12 protein-coding genes are annotated in these 16,530 nt (G+C 43.0%); all 12 read right to left on the bottom strand.

Features of this window, described 5'->3' with window-relative positions:
* Window positions 1-9 precede the first annotated feature (9 nt).
* Window positions 10-2,334, bottom strand: a complete 2,325-nt coding sequence (locus tag GZ22_RS11510) for a YhgE/Pip domain-containing protein (RefSeq protein WP_038562654.1) — start codon at window positions 2,332-2,334, stop codon at window positions 10-12.
* A 367-nt stretch (window positions 2,335-2,701) separates the two neighbouring features.
* The gene (locus GZ22_RS11505; protein WP_038562652.1) at window positions 2,702-3,910 is read right to left on the bottom strand and encodes a S1C family serine protease; all 1,209 of its coding nucleotides are present in this window, start codon (window positions 3,908-3,910) and stop codon (window positions 2,702-2,704) included.
* A 56-nt stretch (window positions 3,911-3,966) separates the two neighbouring features.
* Window positions 3,967-4,764, bottom strand: a complete 798-nt coding sequence (locus GZ22_RS11500; protein ID WP_038562650.1) for an MBL fold metallo-hydrolase — start codon at window positions 4,762-4,764, stop codon at window positions 3,967-3,969.
* A 13-nt stretch (window positions 4,765-4,777) separates the two neighbouring features.
* The gene (locus GZ22_RS11495; protein ID WP_038562648.1) at window positions 4,778-5,635 is read right to left on the bottom strand and encodes a two-component system regulatory protein YycI; all 858 of its coding nucleotides are present in this window, start codon (window positions 5,633-5,635) and stop codon (window positions 4,778-4,780) included.
* Window positions 5,635-6,924 (bottom strand): YycH family regulatory protein, encoded by a 1,290-nt coding sequence (locus tag GZ22_RS11490; protein WP_038562647.1) that lies wholly within the window; start codon window positions 6,922-6,924, stop codon window positions 5,635-5,637. Before GZ22_RS11490 ends, GZ22_RS11495 begins: the two co-directional genes overlap by 1 nt.
* A complete protein-coding gene (gene walK / locus GZ22_RS11485; protein ID WP_038562645.1) occupies window positions 6,921-8,768 on the bottom strand; it encodes a cell wall metabolism sensor histidine kinase WalK in 1,848 nt (615 codons plus the stop codon). The genes GZ22_RS11490 and walK overlap by 4 nt, the downstream gene beginning before the upstream one ends.
* Window positions 8,769-8,773: 5 nt before the next feature.
* Complete coding sequence (yycF, locus tag GZ22_RS11480) at window positions 8,774-9,478, bottom strand: response regulator YycF (protein WP_038562644.1); 705 nt, start codon at window positions 9,476-9,478, stop codon at window positions 8,774-8,776.
* A gap of 178 nt (window positions 9,479-9,656) precedes the next feature.
* A complete protein-coding gene (locus GZ22_RS11475; protein WP_038562642.1) occupies window positions 9,657-10,946 on the bottom strand; it encodes an adenylosuccinate synthase in 1,290 nt (429 codons plus the stop codon).
* A gap of 152 nt (window positions 10,947-11,098) precedes the next feature.
* On the bottom strand, window positions 11,099-12,463 hold the full coding sequence (gene dnaB, locus GZ22_RS11470; RefSeq protein WP_038562641.1) for a replicative DNA helicase: 1,365 nt from the start codon (window positions 12,461-12,463) through the stop codon (window positions 11,099-11,101).
* 103 nt (window positions 12,464-12,566) lie between these two features.
* Entirely contained in the window at window positions 12,567-13,013 is a 447-nt protein-coding gene (rplI, locus tag GZ22_RS11465) for a 50S ribosomal protein L9 (RefSeq protein ID WP_038562639.1), read from the bottom strand.
* Window positions 13,010-14,977: a DHH family phosphoesterase gene (locus GZ22_RS11460; protein ID WP_038562638.1), complete on the bottom strand. Its 1,968-nt coding sequence runs from the start codon at window positions 14,975-14,977 to the stop codon at window positions 13,010-13,012. The genes rplI and GZ22_RS11460 overlap by 4 nt, the downstream gene beginning before the upstream one ends.
* A 36-nt stretch (window positions 14,978-15,013) precedes the next feature.
* The gene (locus tag GZ22_RS11455; RefSeq protein WP_038562636.1) at window positions 15,014-15,952 is read right to left on the bottom strand and encodes a YybS family protein; all 939 of its coding nucleotides are present in this window, start codon (window positions 15,950-15,952) and stop codon (window positions 15,014-15,016) included.
* Window positions 15,953-16,530 lie beyond the last annotated feature (578 nt).

Genomic DNA, 16,530 nt, shown 5'->3' with positions numbered 1-16,530 from the left:
CTTTTTCTTTTACATAGAAACTGCAGACTCTTCTTCATTATTCTTTTTGAATTTACGATTCTGCAATATATATACGAGAATTGTCAAGCTCAAGAATATCACAGAAAAGATGCTCAAGTAACCTGCTTGCTGCCATAGATAGCTCCAGTCAACCCCGATAGAAATAATTTCTCGGAACCCATTGATTGCATATGTCATCGGGACAAACTTATGAACAACTTGGAAGAATTCCGGAAGCAATGCTACCGGATAAGTTCCTGCTCCTGCACCTATCTGGATCAGCAATACAATGATACCTAAGAAGCGACCCACATTATCTAATGCAACTGTGAGCAGTTGGATTAGCAGGAAGCTTGTTATGCTGAATAGGATGGCGAATAGCAGCAGCCGCCATTCACTATGCACCTGTAAGTGAACCACATGGACGAGCATAATGACTGCAAATAGTGATTGAAGCACACTGACAAACAATACAATACTGAATTTGCTCAGGAACCAAGCAAAGCCGGATGTCGGTTTACTTGCTGGATCACGGAGCGGGAAGATATTTGTGAATACAAGCGCTCCAACAAATAGTCCAAGAGAAAGGATGTATGGCGCGAGGCCTTCTCCATAGGTATGCACAGTACTCAATTTTTCATCCTTCACATCAGTTGGACTGGCAAACATCGTATCTGTTTTATCACTTGTACTAATATTTGCATCTTCGGCACCTTTAGCCAGCTCATCATACAATTCGTTACTACCATCTGTCACACTTTGTGTACCATCAGACAGAGTTTGAGAACCTTCTGTAAGTTTCTGCGCCCCATCAGATAACTGCGGACCATTCGCGTTCAATTGATCAAGTCCAGCAGTGAGCTGCGTGCTGCCTGATTGCAGCTGATTCAATCCATCGTTTACTGATTGTGAACCTGATACTAGTGCAGGGGATCCATCAGCTAATTGACTAACCCCGTCGGTATACGAATTAATTCCATCATTTAAATCTGTCTGTCCAGATTGAATAGCTGCAGCACCAGCTGAAAGCTTGCCTGTGGCATCATTAATGCCATTCAAGGCTGTTTGCGTCTGCTGTGCACCTTCAGCCAGCTGATTGATTTGACCAAGTTGTGTGGTTACTTCTGTAAGCTGCTGCTTGATCGTTTCTGGATCGATATTCGGAATCTGTATATCTAGATCCGGTGCTGCACCCTCCAGTTGTTGTATCTGCTTTTGCAGTTCTTGCTGTTTTTCATCTGCTGAGAGGTCGTCATTTGTTAGAATATCCTCCAGCTGTTGTATTTGATTCTCTTGCTGATCCCTAATTTTCTCTTGTGACTGCTGCAGTTGTTGTGCAAAGTCACCTAGATCTGCCAAGCTATTTTGTACTGTTTCTATACCTGATTTGATTGATTGTGCCTTTTCATTTGCCGCAGCAATTCCGTTATTCAACTCTGGATAACTACCTGCCAGTTGATCGGTAGCCTGTTGCAGCTGCTCTAAACCAGACGATAAATCATTAGTGGCTGAAACCAATTGATCAGATCCGCTTGCCAGATTATCACTATTTCCATTCAATGTTTGAAGACCATCATTTACCTTAGCAATACCTTGATCAAGTTCTGGATATTGAGAAGCAAGATCCTGAACACCTTTATCTAATTCCTGCATTCCTTGATCTGCTTCACCGACCTTTTCTGTATAGGTCGCTGTGCTAGTTGAAAGGCTCGCCATGTTTTTGCTTAAGTTTTTGGCGCCTTCATTTACTTCGCTCGAACCATCTGCAAGTTCTTTGGAACCATCACTAGCCTTTTTAAGTCCATCTGCTACATCGGAAAGACTGGCAAAGACTGAATGGGCGTACTCCTCCGTTACTTGTTCAGCCACTTCTTTTTCCAACTGCTGCATCGCAGTGTCTGTTATCTTAGAGGCTGGATAGTTCTTTCCTGGGTTGGAATAGTAATCAATATTCATCTGTTTTGGGTCTTCATCTAGCAATGTAGCCGCATTTGCGGAAAAATTTTCTGGAATTTTGACAACCATATAATAATTCTCAGACTTCAGTCCATCCATTGCTTTCGATTCATCAACGAACTGCCAGTCGAATTTATCATTGTCTTTCAGATTATCCACAAAATCGTCTCCAACATGGAGCTCTTTGCCTTCAAACGTTGATCCTTTATCTTTATTCACAACAGCAACTGCTAAGTTATCAGTTTTATTATACGGATCCCAGTTGGCTGCCAGGAAAATAGTACTGTAAAGCAGCGGAACGACTAAAATACCGCAAATGGCCAGCAGCATTTTCCGGTCTTTCCATATGCGAAGCCATTCCTTTTTCAACATGTTCATTACTTTTCCTCCTATATTGTCTCACCGAGTTGTCCACACAGACCGAATGACCAAAATCGATTTATGGTCAATTTACTAGATAATAATAGCAGAAAAAGCCTATGACGGCAATGGATAGACCCAATAAAAAGTATGTAGTCGCTTACAATGTTTTATCCACTTTAATTGTGCATAACTTGTGCATAACCTCTTTATGCACAACATTCCACACGCTATGAACAACTTATCAACAAACTTATCCACATATACACAAAACCAATTCTTTATTTAGTAATAAGAATATTTGTTCGCTACAAAATAGAGTATGTTATCCTCACACGCATCCACAGGTTGTGCATAACTAAAAAAGGCAACCTATTAGGCTGCCTCATTGCTGTTCACTTAATGTTACGGTCGTTTCGTTCTTCTCACCATCGCGGTAATACGTTACCTTCATTTGATCTCCGATTTGTTTATCTTCATAAAGATGTTTTCGCAAAGATGTCATATCATCGATTGGCTGACCATCCAGCTCTGTAATCACATCCAACTCCCTTAATCCTGCATTTTCCGCAGGAGATAGGGCTTCAAGACTCCAAATATAGACACCATTTTCCATGTCATTTGGCAAACCAAGATGTTCTGTCCGTTCAGATGCCGGAATTTCATTCAATGAATAAGCTTCTACTCCTAGGTATGGACGCTCGACTTGCCCATTCTGTTCAAGCTGTTCCATGATAGGTACTGCGCTATCAACAGGTATTGCAAAACCAATTCCTTCAACAGACGATTCAGCAATTTTCATCGAATTGATACCAATCAGCTGTCCTGCCATATTAATAAGGGCGCCGCCACTGTTACCAGGGTTGATTGCAGCATCTGTCTGCATAACATCTGCCTGCCAATCCGCTCTGCCATCTCCATTAAAATCCTGGGGAACAGTACGATTGACTCCGCTGATGATACCTTGTGTCACTGATCCTGAGAACCCTAGCGGATCTCCGATTGCGATTACAGGCTCACCCGTTTTAACAGTAGAAGATGTTCCGACTTCAATTACCTGCTCCACTCGGGAAGCATCCATTTCCAAAACTGCTAAATCAGTGAAAACGTCACTGCCTAACAGCTTTGCGGAAACTTCCACCCCGTTATGGAGGATAACATCCACATCTGTAGCTCCTTCGACAACATGGTGATTGGTCACCACATAGGCTTTATCGCCTTCTTGTTTATAAATGACACCAGAACCGCTTCCTGCAGTACTCTCCTCCTGTGAGAAAAGTGCATCACCCTGCTGCAGGTTTACAACGCCAACGACTGCTGGTGCAGTTTTATCAACGATATCTGTAATGCCCGATTGAACATCCACACTAACATTCTGTAAATTGGGGTTCTGATTCGAATCCGAAGCGAGCTGCGTAGCCTCTCCTTGCTGTGACTGTGATTGGTCATTCGGCGTTAGACTGTCTCGATCAAGGCCATAAGCGACAAGCAATACGATACCGGCACCGATGATACCGCCCAATATAGCTGGCAGCAGCCAGCTTGCGCGCTTCGGTTTTTCCGGTTCCTTGTGGTGATCATCAAAATAGTCCATGTTAGCCTCCGTTCCAATTCTTTTCGATATAGCTATCTTTCCACCATTTCGGAAAATTAAACTATCTGGAAAATCGGTGTCGGTGTTTTTGGATCTGTATCGTGCAATTCAATGTGTTTATTCAAATCAAAGCCTCGCTCCTGCAGAATATTCCCTACAGCAAGCCGTGCGAGATCTTTCATGTTGTTATCGCGACTCAAATGCGCAAGATAGATGCGCTTTGTATTATTATCAATCAAGTCTGTAAGAGCAAGCGCACTGTCTTCATTGGATACGTGGCCAAGATCACCTAATATCCTTCGTTTCACATTCCATGGATAGGCGCCCATCTGCAGCATACTTACATCATGGTTTGCTTCAAAAATATAGGCATCTGCTTTCTCAACGATTTTCTTCACTCGATCGGATACATAACCAGTATCGGTCACTAAAGCTACTTTTTTACCTTCGTGATGGAAAGCATAAAACATTGGCTCCGCCGCATCATGGGATACACCAAATGATTGCACATCCATATCTCCAAATGTTTTTGTCTCTTCCATGTTAAAAATAAATTTATGATCCAAAGAAATTTTTCCGATGCTGTTCTCCATCGCTTTCCATGTCTTTTCGTTTGCATAAATCGGCAAATCAAATTTCCTTGCCGCCACGCCTAATCCTTTTATATGGTCACTATGTTCATGTGTGACTAGGATTTTCGTCAGTGACGCCGGATCAATTCCTGACTCTTCCAATAAACGCTGCAGCTCCTTGCCTGTCAAACCAGCATCAACCAGGATACGCTCTTTCTCCGTTCCGATGAAGAACGCATTCCCTGAACTGCCGGAAGCAAGTACGCTAAAGCTTAACGTCATGCTGTTTCACCTCTTATTGTGTTTCTTCTGTCTCTGGCTGTAAACTGTTTAAAAATACTGACTCGGTCGGCGCATACACATATGGATAATCCGGAAGCAGCAAATAGAAATAATGCTTTTCATTATTCACTGTTATCATGTACGCAGGTGCATAATTAGGCTTCGAAGATAGCTCAATGGTTGGGTAAAAGCCTTTTTCAACTTTTATCGTGTCATTGCTTTCGATCAGCTGTTGACTTTGCAGTGCCTTAACCGCCTGCACCTCTGAATATTCCTTCAGATCCTGATCCTCATTCTCTTCAAGCTTTTTGAAGTTTTTAATATATGTTTGTTCATATTCTACAACTTCGTAATCCTCATTTATGGTGACAAGTAATAAACTGTCCGGGCTGAAATATGTTTGTCCTTGATCTATCTTCTGGAAAAACAGTAGCTGATTACCTTGTCTGCCCCAGTACGTGTACTCTGGTCCAAACAAGACATGGTCGGCGACGAAACTATTTAAGTCTCCGATTGCCTGTTCATTGTCATCATCAATGGGGAATTCAACAGGTAATTTCTGCGGTTCCTTAAAATTCACCACAAGCTGCGTATTTGAGCTGATATCAAGGTCCATATTATCGTTATTCGGAACCTTATCCAAATCGTCTTCGGTAAAGTGCAGCTTGGTTGCTTCGTACTGCTGATTCGTTTCTGTTTTTTGATCAGACAGTTCTTTGTACCCTTTTACACTGCCCAAGACGGCATCTTGACTTTCTGTTTCCAGCACCGTCTGTTCCGTTTCTTCCTGTGGGAACAGTTGAAAAACGAGGTACACATTTAAAATTAGGAAGGCAAGGATGAACGTTAGCTTTATCTTGTTCCATTGCATCAGTCCTTCCCTCCTGTCGTACTGCTTTCAACTTCCAGCCAGTTTCCTTGATATTTCACATACCAGCATGGTTTCATATGGTACTTGAAAATTTCGGATTCTTCATATTCCTCTAATTTATAACCAATAACAACGTCATCAATATCGCGTCGACTGTATTGATTATCCTCTATCCAATCCTGTACTTCCTTGGACTCTAACGAATAATTACCTTCCGAGTTGCCTGTAGTTCCAATATTAAGCAAGGTTCTATCATAGCTAACCGGATCCGGAAGGTTGTTTTGCATTCGGATCGACATAAGCGATAGACCATTTGCTTGGAACACTGGATACCCGTTACGTACCATACGGAACTGGAAAGTATAGCTTCCTTCACCGCTTACTGCATATAAACTAAAATCATTCGTCCATCCTTTATGGGAATTGATCGTACTAATAGCTGCTTGCAGCTGATCAGCCCTTGTAACCGTCCCTATACTTGAAGAAGATGGATTTGAATAGCTATAAGAAGCAAATTGTCCACTATTACTGAATTGCACTGACTCTAATCGGTTCGTATCAATATATTGATCGGATCCTTGAATAGAGGGATCTTCCATATAGATATCAGCAAATGCATTCCTGGAAATCGTCTCGCTCCGAACAATACTGTCACTCACATTAATTTTTTCAGGTAAATAAATCTGATTCCATGCATTCGTTTCTGACAAAGGTACAGCTGCTGTTAGATACTCATTATTGAGGATCTCATCAATACTATTTGTTACAGTTGCTGTTACCACATTTTCCAACGGATTCTCCTGGTGTTCATTTAAAAAGACAAGTCCAGTTGAACCATTTTCATTAGGTGATAGATAGATCCTTGTAAACCCGCTATTACCGAGTCTGTTTGTTACGTTTTCTGCTCCTTCTACTTGGAACAAATTGTTCAGCTGGGAAAACGAAACTGCAACCGGATATACAAGCTCTATACTTGTATCAGGCAGTTCAGGCAGATCCTTTCGCTCTATTTCCGTTAAATTCCATTCAGACAATCCATTTAAAAATGTCTGTTCATTAGTCTTTGAGTAAAAGACAAAGTGATTATCATTTTTATTAACGTACGTATGTGACGGTCGGACCACATCTGCTAGTTGCTTCTCCACACCAGCCAGGGTCTTGGGTTCCTCGGTTCCAATTCCCTCCGACTTCAAGCTATTTGGCTGAAAAGTCCAGACATAAGCTGTTAAAACTAAGCTTAACGCTACAAGTATAATTAGAAGAATCGTATTAAAAGTCTCCATCTTCATCGCACCTCACCCCTTTTCCGGTTAAGCGGAATGGTGAAGAGCACGGTCGTGCCTCTTCCTTCTTTGCTTTCAGCCCAAATCACTCCATGATGTGCTTCGATAAGATCTTTGGCTATTGCCAGACCAAGACCTGTACCACCAAGTTTTCGTGTACGAGCCTTGTCCGTGCGGTAAAATCGTTCGAATATCTTATCTAGTTTTTCATATGCGATACCCATCCCCTCATCGGAGATGCTCACCAACAGCTTCTGGCTATCTTTTCGGACACGGAATCTGATCGTACCGCCGTCTGGAGAATATTTAATAGCATTACTGATCACATTATCCAGAACCTGCATAATTTTATCCTTATCAATCGTTGCGAGTGCTTCCTCCTTCGGCAAATAGCGCTCAAAGTGCATATCCTCTCTCTTGTTCATTTCAAAACGATCAATTACATGATGGAAGAAATCAACGAAATTGATTCGGTCCCATTCCATCGTATAATTGCTGCTATCCATACGAGAAAGCTGCAGCAGATCATTGACAAGACGAATCATCCTGTCTGTTTCCTGCTGGGTCACATCAAGGAAATGCGGTGCGATTGATTCATCTTTCCACGCTCCATCTGTCAGTGCCTCCAAATAACTTCGCATTGTTGTCAGCGGAGTTCGGAGCTCGTGAGATACGTTTGAGACGAATTCCCGACGTTCCTGATCTATCTGTTCCTGTTCGGTGACATCACTGATCACCGTAATAAAGCCGCTGATTTGCTCGTATTCATCCTGTACGATAGAGAAATTACAGCGCAGCAGCAAGTACTGATCATCGTCACTCATATCAATGATAATTGATCCAGTTTCCTGGATTTCCGTAATATCGACGATCTTTTCATTCAAGTTCAGTACTTCAATCAGGAATTGACCGCGTACTTCGTCAGCACTTCGACCAATCAAGCTCTCTGCTGGAGCATTCATCAATGTAATAGCACCATTTCTGTCGGTCGCGATAACACCATCTGACATGTGAGAAAGTACGGAACTCAACTTACGGCGTTCTCCTTCCGTCCTCATATGGGCTTGTCGGAGTTCATCGTTCATGTGATTGAAAGTACGGGCAAGCTGACCAATTTCATCCTCACCATAAACATTCACTCGTTTGGAGAAATCTCCTGTCGCCATGACACGGGCTTGCTTTTGCATTTCCTTGATCGGCTTCGTTATTGCCCGGGCAATGAGTATTCCTAAAATGGCAGCAAAAATAAGGGCAATGAACGTTGCTTGAAGGAAGATGATATTCGTGCTTTTCAGCTGGCTATACACTGGTTCAATAGATGTACGTACGTAGATTAAGCCAAGTAATTCACTTTCTCCATTGCTGTCTGTTCCCATGATGTTGTAAAACGATTTTAGTGTTCGGTCACCAGAATCTTCATCGATGACGATATTCGTTTTTTCAGTGGAGGGAAATCCATTGTTGGTTATAGCCTGTATGATGTTGTTGTCCGTCACACGGGCACCAACAGAGTTTTGATCACCAAGTTCGCTCGTTCCTACAAGCTGTCGCTGGGTATCTATGACTTGGATTTTTGTTTCTTCTCCCTCAGAGTAATTCTCGAGCAAATCCGCAATATCTTCCTCTAATGTTGGATCAGTTGGGGACCGTTCGTCCTCAAACTCCTGCACCAATGACTGTTCCAGCCATTCCATATTGGAAGTGAGAGAAGTTTGCGTGTTTTTAATCAGCTGATTCTCTAAACTGTTCGTAAAAAAGACACCGATCAACAAAAGAGCGATGATCAGCAGCAAAATGTAAACGACAACTAGTTTTAGGCTCACAGAACGGAAAAAGCCTATTTTATTCATAGATGTTACTCCTGTTCAGGGCTGCGAAGATAATATCCTACACCCCTTCGTGTAATGATCCAGAGCGGACTGCTCGGATTGTCTTCTATTTTTTCACGGAGACGGCGGACGGTAACATCAACTGTTCGGACATCGCCGAAGTAGTCATATCCCCATACTGTCTCTAGCAAGTGTTCACGCGTCATAACTTGTCCGCTATGACGGGCAAGATAATGAAGTAATTCAAATTCGCGATGTGTCAGTTCTACCTGTACACCATCATTTGTTACAGTATAGGCTTCTGGGTGAATGACAAGTTTACCTATTTCGATATCTTTGTTCTCTTTGCTATCATCCTCTGGAATCTGCGCTTGTCTGCGAAGATTCGCTTTAACACGTGCGATTACTTCCCGGTTGCTGAATGGCTTTGTGACATAGTCATCGGCACCGAGTTCAAGACCAAGGACCTTATCGATCTCTGCATCCTTTGCAGTCAGCATGATGATTGGCATATTATGTGTTTTCCGCACTTCACGGCAAACTTCATTGCCGTCTTTATTTGGCAGCATAATATCCAAAAGAATCAAATCAGGGTTCTCTTGCTGCACTAATTCGACAGCTGCATCTCCGTCATAGGCACAGATTACCTCATATCCTTCTTTTTCTAAGTTGAATTTCAATATATCAGCGATTGGTTTTTCGTCGTCCACCACTAAGATCTTATGGTTCATCGTATTCCCACGCTTTCTAGTGTTTTTTATCTAAAGTGTTTTATTTTTATATTACTAGATCAGTATTTGCATACCCTTCCTATTTTACAGCAATTTCGGTCAAATGTCTTTGGAAGGGGTATATTCGGTATTTTTTGGAAGATAAAAGAAAAAATCGCCCATATGGACGATTTTTTACTTATTGGCTGTATACGCTTCTTACTTCGTTTGTTTGTGTACGATCTGGCCCAACGGAGAAGATGCTCAAAGGAATTCCTGTCAGCTGGGAAATACGCTCAAGATAGTGGCGCGCATTCGCTGGTAGTTCACTCAAGTTGCGAACACCTGTGATGTCTTCTGTCCAGCCTGGCAGTTCTTCATAAACTGGCTCACATTGTGCCAATTCTTTCAGGCTTGCTGGGAAATGCTCCATGATTTCACCGTTGTAACGGTAAGCAACACAGATTTTCAATGTTTCGATACCTGTCAGTACATCGATCGAGTTCAAGGAAAGATCTGTAATACCGCTCACGCGCTGCGCGTGACGGACAACAACGCTATCGAACCAGCCCACACGGCGCGGACGGCCTGTCGTTGTACCATATTCACGGCCAACTTCACGAATCTGATCCCCAATCTCATCATGCAATTCTGTTGGGAATGGACCATCACCAACACGTGTAGTGTACGCCTTGGAAACACCAACAACGTGATTGATTTTCGTCGGTCCTACACCGGAACCGATCGTAACTCCGCCTGCAATCGGGTTAGAGCTTGTAACGAATGGGTACGTACCTTGGTCGATATCAAGCATAACACCTTGCGCACCTTCGAATAATACGCGACGACCTTGATCCAATGCATTGTTCAGCTCAACGGATGTATCAGTTACATACTTCGCAATTTGCTGCCCATATTCATAATACTCCTCAAGGATTTCTTCTACTGTGAAGGATTTGCTTTCATATACTTTTTCGAACAGACGGTTTTTCTCTTCCAAGTTCTGCTCAAGTTTTTCACGGAAAGCATCCTTGTCCAGCAAATCAGCAATTCGGATACCCATGCGTGCTGCTTTATCCATGTAAGCAGGTCCGATACCTTTTTTAGTTGTACCGATTTTATTAACGCCTTTTGCTTCTTCCTGAAGCTCATCCAATTTCAGATGATATGGAAGAATGACGTGTGCACGGTTGGAAATGACAAGATTATCTGTGCTGACATTACGTTCGTGCAAATATTCCAATTCTTCAAGCAATGCTTTCGGATCAATTACCATACCATTGCCTAATACACATTTCTTTTCCGGGAAGAAAATACCGGATGGAATCAAATGAAGCTTATATGTGACATTATCGAATTTAATTGTGTGGCCAGCATTGTTCCCGCCTTGATAACGAGCAACAACCTCGGCATTTTGTGAAAGGAAATCAGTGATCTTCCCTTTACCTTCATCTCCCCATTGGGTTCCTACTACTACTACTGAGGACATCTGTGTGGCACCTCCGCCAAATAAACTATTTTTAACACCTCTAAAGTGTATCAATCCCCAAAACACATGTCAATGATACAACCGAACATTTAATGATGAAGTCCTATATTTGTTCGTTAAAAAACACCCTATCAATTGATAGGGTGCTTTTATCATGCTGGCGGAACATCGCTTTCCGAATATCTATGATCCAAATCTACGAATTTATTATACTCTTTCACGAACGCAAGCTCGACTGTTCCTACCGGGCCGTTACGCTGCTTAGCCAGAATGATCTCAATGATATTCTGTTTTTCCGATTCTTTATCGTAATAATCATCACGATATAGGAAGCCGACGATATCGGCATCCTGCTCGATACTTCCTGATTCACGTAAATCGGACATCATCGGGCGTTTGTCCTGTCGTTGCTCTACTCCACGAGAAAGCTGTGATAGAGCGATAACTGGCACTTCCAGTTCACGGGCTAATGCTTTTAAGGAACGAGAGATTTCCGATACTTCTTGCTGACGGTTTTCTCCTTTTCCCGAGCTTGAACCCATAATGAGCTGCAGGTAATCAATCAAAATCATTCCTAATCCGCCTTCTTGCTTCAGACGGCGGCATTTGGAACGAATATCACTTACGCGGATACCTGGTGTATCGTCGATATAAACCCCTGCATTAGACAAGCTGCCCATCGCCATCGTAAGCTTAGCCCAGTCTTCCGCTTGAAGACTTCCTGTCCGCAGACGCTGTGCATCGATATTCCCCTCTGCACAAAGCATACGCGAGACAAGCTGTGAGGCACCCATCTCCAAACTGAAGATAGCTACATTTTCCCCTGCATGTATCGATACATTTTGAGCAATGTTCAAGGCAAATGCCGTCTTCCCTACAGAAGGACGGGCAGCAATGATAATCAAATCATTACGCTGGAATCCGGAGGTCATTTTATCTAAATCACGATAACCAGTCGGAATACCCGTAATAGAAGCATTTTGATGATGTAATTTCTCGATATTATCGTAGACATCGATCAAAACGTCCTTTATGTTCTGAAAAGCTCCGGAATTTTTACGTCCGGATACTTCCATAATTGATTTCTCTGCTTCATTGAGCACATCATCCACAGCATCTTCTTTAGCGAAGCTCGATGTGACAATATCCGTAGCAGAACGTATAAGTCGGCGCAGCAGCGCCTTTTCAGCTACGATTTTACTGTAGTATTCAATATTTGCTGCAGTTGGAACGGCGTTAGCAAGATCGCTCAAATACGAAACGCCACCGACCTCCTCCAACAGTTTTGCATTAGCAAGTGCCGTGGTGACGGTTACCAGGTCAACTGGTTCTCCTCTATCGGATAGGCGCATCATCGCATCAAAGATACGCTGGTGGCTTGCTCGGTAGAAATCGTCAGCTATTACCTGTTCCGATGCTCTCGATAATGCTTCAGGCTCCAGGAAAATAGCACCAATTACAGCTTGCTCTGCTTCTATATTATGTGGAGGGGTCCGATCATTCCAGACTTCTTCCATCATGATTCCCCCATTTCTGGCATACTGCTACCATTGTACCGAAATATCCCCCTTTTGTGTCAAAAGGGGGATGGAAAACTGCTAGTATTTTGTTGGAAAAAAATTATTGCTCGCTGATATGGACTTTCACCTTACCCGTTACTTCTGGATGCAGCTTCACATCCAAGTCACGGTAGCCAAGTGCCCGAATCGGTTCGCTCAATTCAATTTTCCGTTTATCCAACTTAATTTTATGCGTTTTTTTCAGCTCATCAGCGATTTGTTTGCTTGTGATCGAACCGAAAAGACGGCCGCCTTCTCCGGATTTCGCTTTCACTTCTACTGTAAGATTAGCAAGCGTGTCACGCAATTTCTTCGCATCCTCCACTTCTTGGAGTTCAAGCTGATGCTGCTTATTATCTTTTGCTTCCTGTACCTTCACATTACCAGTTGTAGCTGGTACAGCTAATTTATTTTTAAGTAAGTAATTCCGTGCATAACCATCTGGCACTTCTTTAACTTGTCCTTTTTTCCCTTTACCTTTTACATCTTCCGTAAAAATTACTTTCATTCTTCTTTTCTCCCTTCAACATATTCATCAATGATCTGCTGCAGCTCTTGTTTGGCTGCCTCTACAGTTGTATCAGAAATCTGCGTCGCGGCATTGGTCAAATGACCGCCGCCGTTCATTCTCTCCATGACCACCTGCACATTGACTTGCCCAAGTGATCTGGCACTGATTCCGATACGGCCATCTTCCCGCTCAGATATGACAAAGCTTGCACTCACACCATCCATCGTCAGCAGCGTATCTGCCGCCTGGGCGATGACAACCGGACCGAATACCTGCCCCTTTTCCCCCGCAGATATTGCGATGCCTTCCCGGTAAATCTCTGTATGTTCAATTAAGTGTGCCCGTTTCACATACGTATCCAGATCCTCTTTCATAAAACGCTGTACAAGGACGGTATCGGCACCTTTGGAGCGTAGATAAGATGCCGCATCGAATGTTCGAGAACCAGTACGAAGCGTGAAGCTTTTCGTATCCACGATGATGCCTGCAAGCAAGGCACTTGCTTCCAAGGTGGACAATCGCAGCTTCTTAGGCTGATAGTCCAATAGCTCTGTCACAAGCTCTGCTGTCGAAGAAGCATATGGCTCCATATAGACGAGCGTCGGCTTTTCAATGAATTCCTCTGCCCGGCGATGGTGATCGATCACCACAACATGCTCCGTTTTACTGAGCAGTCTATCATCAGCTACCATTGCAGGCTTGTGTGTATCGACAACGACAACAAGTGTGTTTTTCGTTACCCGATCGAGCGCTTCTTCCGGACTGATGAATTGCTCCCAAAGCTCTTCTTCCTTTTGGATGGCGGACATCAGCTTAGAAACTCCTGTAATATCCTGCTTATCAAGCACGATATGCCCGACAATATCATTTGCTTCTGCTATTTTCAAGATTCCGATGGCAGCTCCGACAGAATCCATATCCGGTGTTTTATGCCCCATGATGAGCACCTGCTCACTCTGCTTGACCAATTCCTTCAATGCATGTGATATAACACGCGCCCGAACCCTGGTCCGTTTCTCCATTGGATTCGTCTTGCCGCCATAGAAACGCACCTTGCCCGCTTCACCTTTGATCGCAACCTGGTCTCCGCCGCGACCTAGTGCCAAATCTAGACTGGATTGCGCAAGTTCTCCGAGCTCCGGTAATGTCTGCCCGCCAGCGCCGACACCAATACTAAGTGTGATCGGTATATTTTGATCTGTTATCAATCCACGAATCTCGTCAAGAATCTCAAATTTTGTCTTCTCAAGTTCTTTCAAAATGCGCTGATTGAGTACCGCTAGAAATCTTTCCTGAGATGTACGCTTTAAGTAAAGACCTTTTTGGCGTGACCAATCATTTAATTGAGCTGTTACGCGGGAATTGATCTGACTCTTCGCTGTGTCATCAAGATTCTGGGTCATTTCTTCATAGTTATCTAGAAAAATGATAGCTAGAACTGTTTGTTCTTCATTATATAGGTTCTGGATTTCCAGCTGCTTCGTCCGATCGAATAAATATAGAAGCCGCTCTTCTTTTTTGATTACAGTCAGGAAATCAAAATCATCAAGCGTAATCCAAACCTCGTTTTTTTCATCTTTGATTGCTGGTATCAAAGCACCAGACAAGTCATCCAGCGGGGCACCAACAAGTGTGTCCTCTGCAAACCTGTTCATATAAGGTGTTGTCCATTCAATCTGGTAATTTTCGCTGTACAGTACGATCCCGATCGGCATCTCCAAGAGCGCTTCCTCGCCGACCTTCTTCACACGGTGGGACATTGTTGAAATGTACTCCTCCGTCTGGTCCTGCATCTTCTGTTCAGTGAGTATACTGTAGAAGAAAGACAGAGCCAGTAGCACTGTCAGCGGCAGCCCAAGCTTCCATTCATAAAACCACACACAAATAAGCAGGATCACAGCAAGTACATATGTCACGATCAAATGCTTACTTAATGCTGGTTTCTTAAATATCTCTGGCATATATGTCAGCTCCTAAACCTAAATTCCGCGACCATGCTACTTTTTGCTGCTCATCCGTTCCCGCAGCCTGAATCCTACATCAATTATACCCAAAATACGCACAAGATACAGCAGTACTGTCCCGAAAAGGATCGATAGTACGACTGCAAGAATCGGCAGTACCTTCGGCAACTTCCGGTGATGAGCAAAATAGAAGAAGAATGAAAATCCTTGCAGTACAAGCAGGATTCCGGCAAGCTCCGTGACATTGGCAACAATCGGATAGAACCATCCATTCGGATCTATATCGAACCAGCGAGCGAAAGAACCGATAAAATAGATGAACAATACGATAACCGGCAGGTTGAACCGGCGGAATGGCGGATAAAGGATCTTATCTTTACTCTGACGATTATGGATCTTCTGGGCCAGCCACTGCGTGATAAAAGCATACAATAGAGAGAAGACAGCGATCATTGTCGGGATCAGCACCATGATATAATCAAACATAGCATTGACCTGTTCCCACTGAGCATCAGTTACGCCTACTCCAACTGTATCCATCTCGGATTGGAGCGACTGAAGCGTAGCCTGATAGCTGTTTTGAATTTCATCAATCATGTTTATTCCTGAAACAAATTGCGTCCCAGCTAAGAATATAGTGAATCCAAGTGCATATCCTGCTGCTCCTTTTAACAAAGCTTCATATGTCGATTGCTTATGATGAAGGGAATAACCCGTCGCTGCCGCTCCAATCACGATTGAAATCGTTAAGAAGAAGCCAGCAAGCGTTCCTATGAAGGATAGGAGCAGGATGACGATAGAAAAGTAAATACCTGGCTTAAAACCATGGCGAATCCAATAGAGGATAATCGGCACCGGCATTGCAAGCATCGCCAGCAAGCTGATTACTGGTGCAAATATTGCGATAAGCAGAAGAACCAGATAAATCCCAGCTAACATAGCCCCTTCCGTCAATTGTCGAGCATTGTTCATGAATCGTGACACCCCATTTAAATATGTAATCTTGCACTTGTAGAAAAAGCACAGCTGCATAGGCTGTGCTTTTAGTTCGTTTGTAATAGATGAAGGCGTATAAAAAGCCATACATCTGAAAAATTGCTACCCCACGATTATACCCGAAAGAAAGTCTTCAAACAAATGATTCGCCATGAAGATAGTCCCATCAGCTGCTTAGTTTGTGAATATCTTAATTTACCTGTTTATTTTTCTGAAATGAGCCTTTATAATAGTGAGACAACCTTACAACAGGTTTAGCACTACATACTACATACCTCATTATCCACTAATGAGACGAACCTCAAAATCGGCTGCATCGCGATAAGCATGCAGTCGATTTTTCTATTCCACACTTTTTACACAATTTTTCTACTGAATCATGAAGAAGTACAAGAATCCTGCATGCTATGATTAATCCAAGATCAGAACAGGTTATAAACACAACGAAACGGGTAAATAAACAACAATTCAATCTACGGAAAGGACAGGAACACCATGAAAAATAGTCACTTCAATGCGATTCTCGCAGCAACTCTTTTAATCAGCAGCATCGG

The organism is Terribacillus saccharophilus (assembly GCF_000725365.1).
In the GTDB taxonomy this organism is placed as follows: domain Bacteria; phylum Bacillota; class Bacilli; order Bacillales; family Amphibacillaceae; genus Terribacillus; species Terribacillus saccharophilus.
This window is presented reverse-complemented; position numbering and strand designations above follow the sequence as displayed.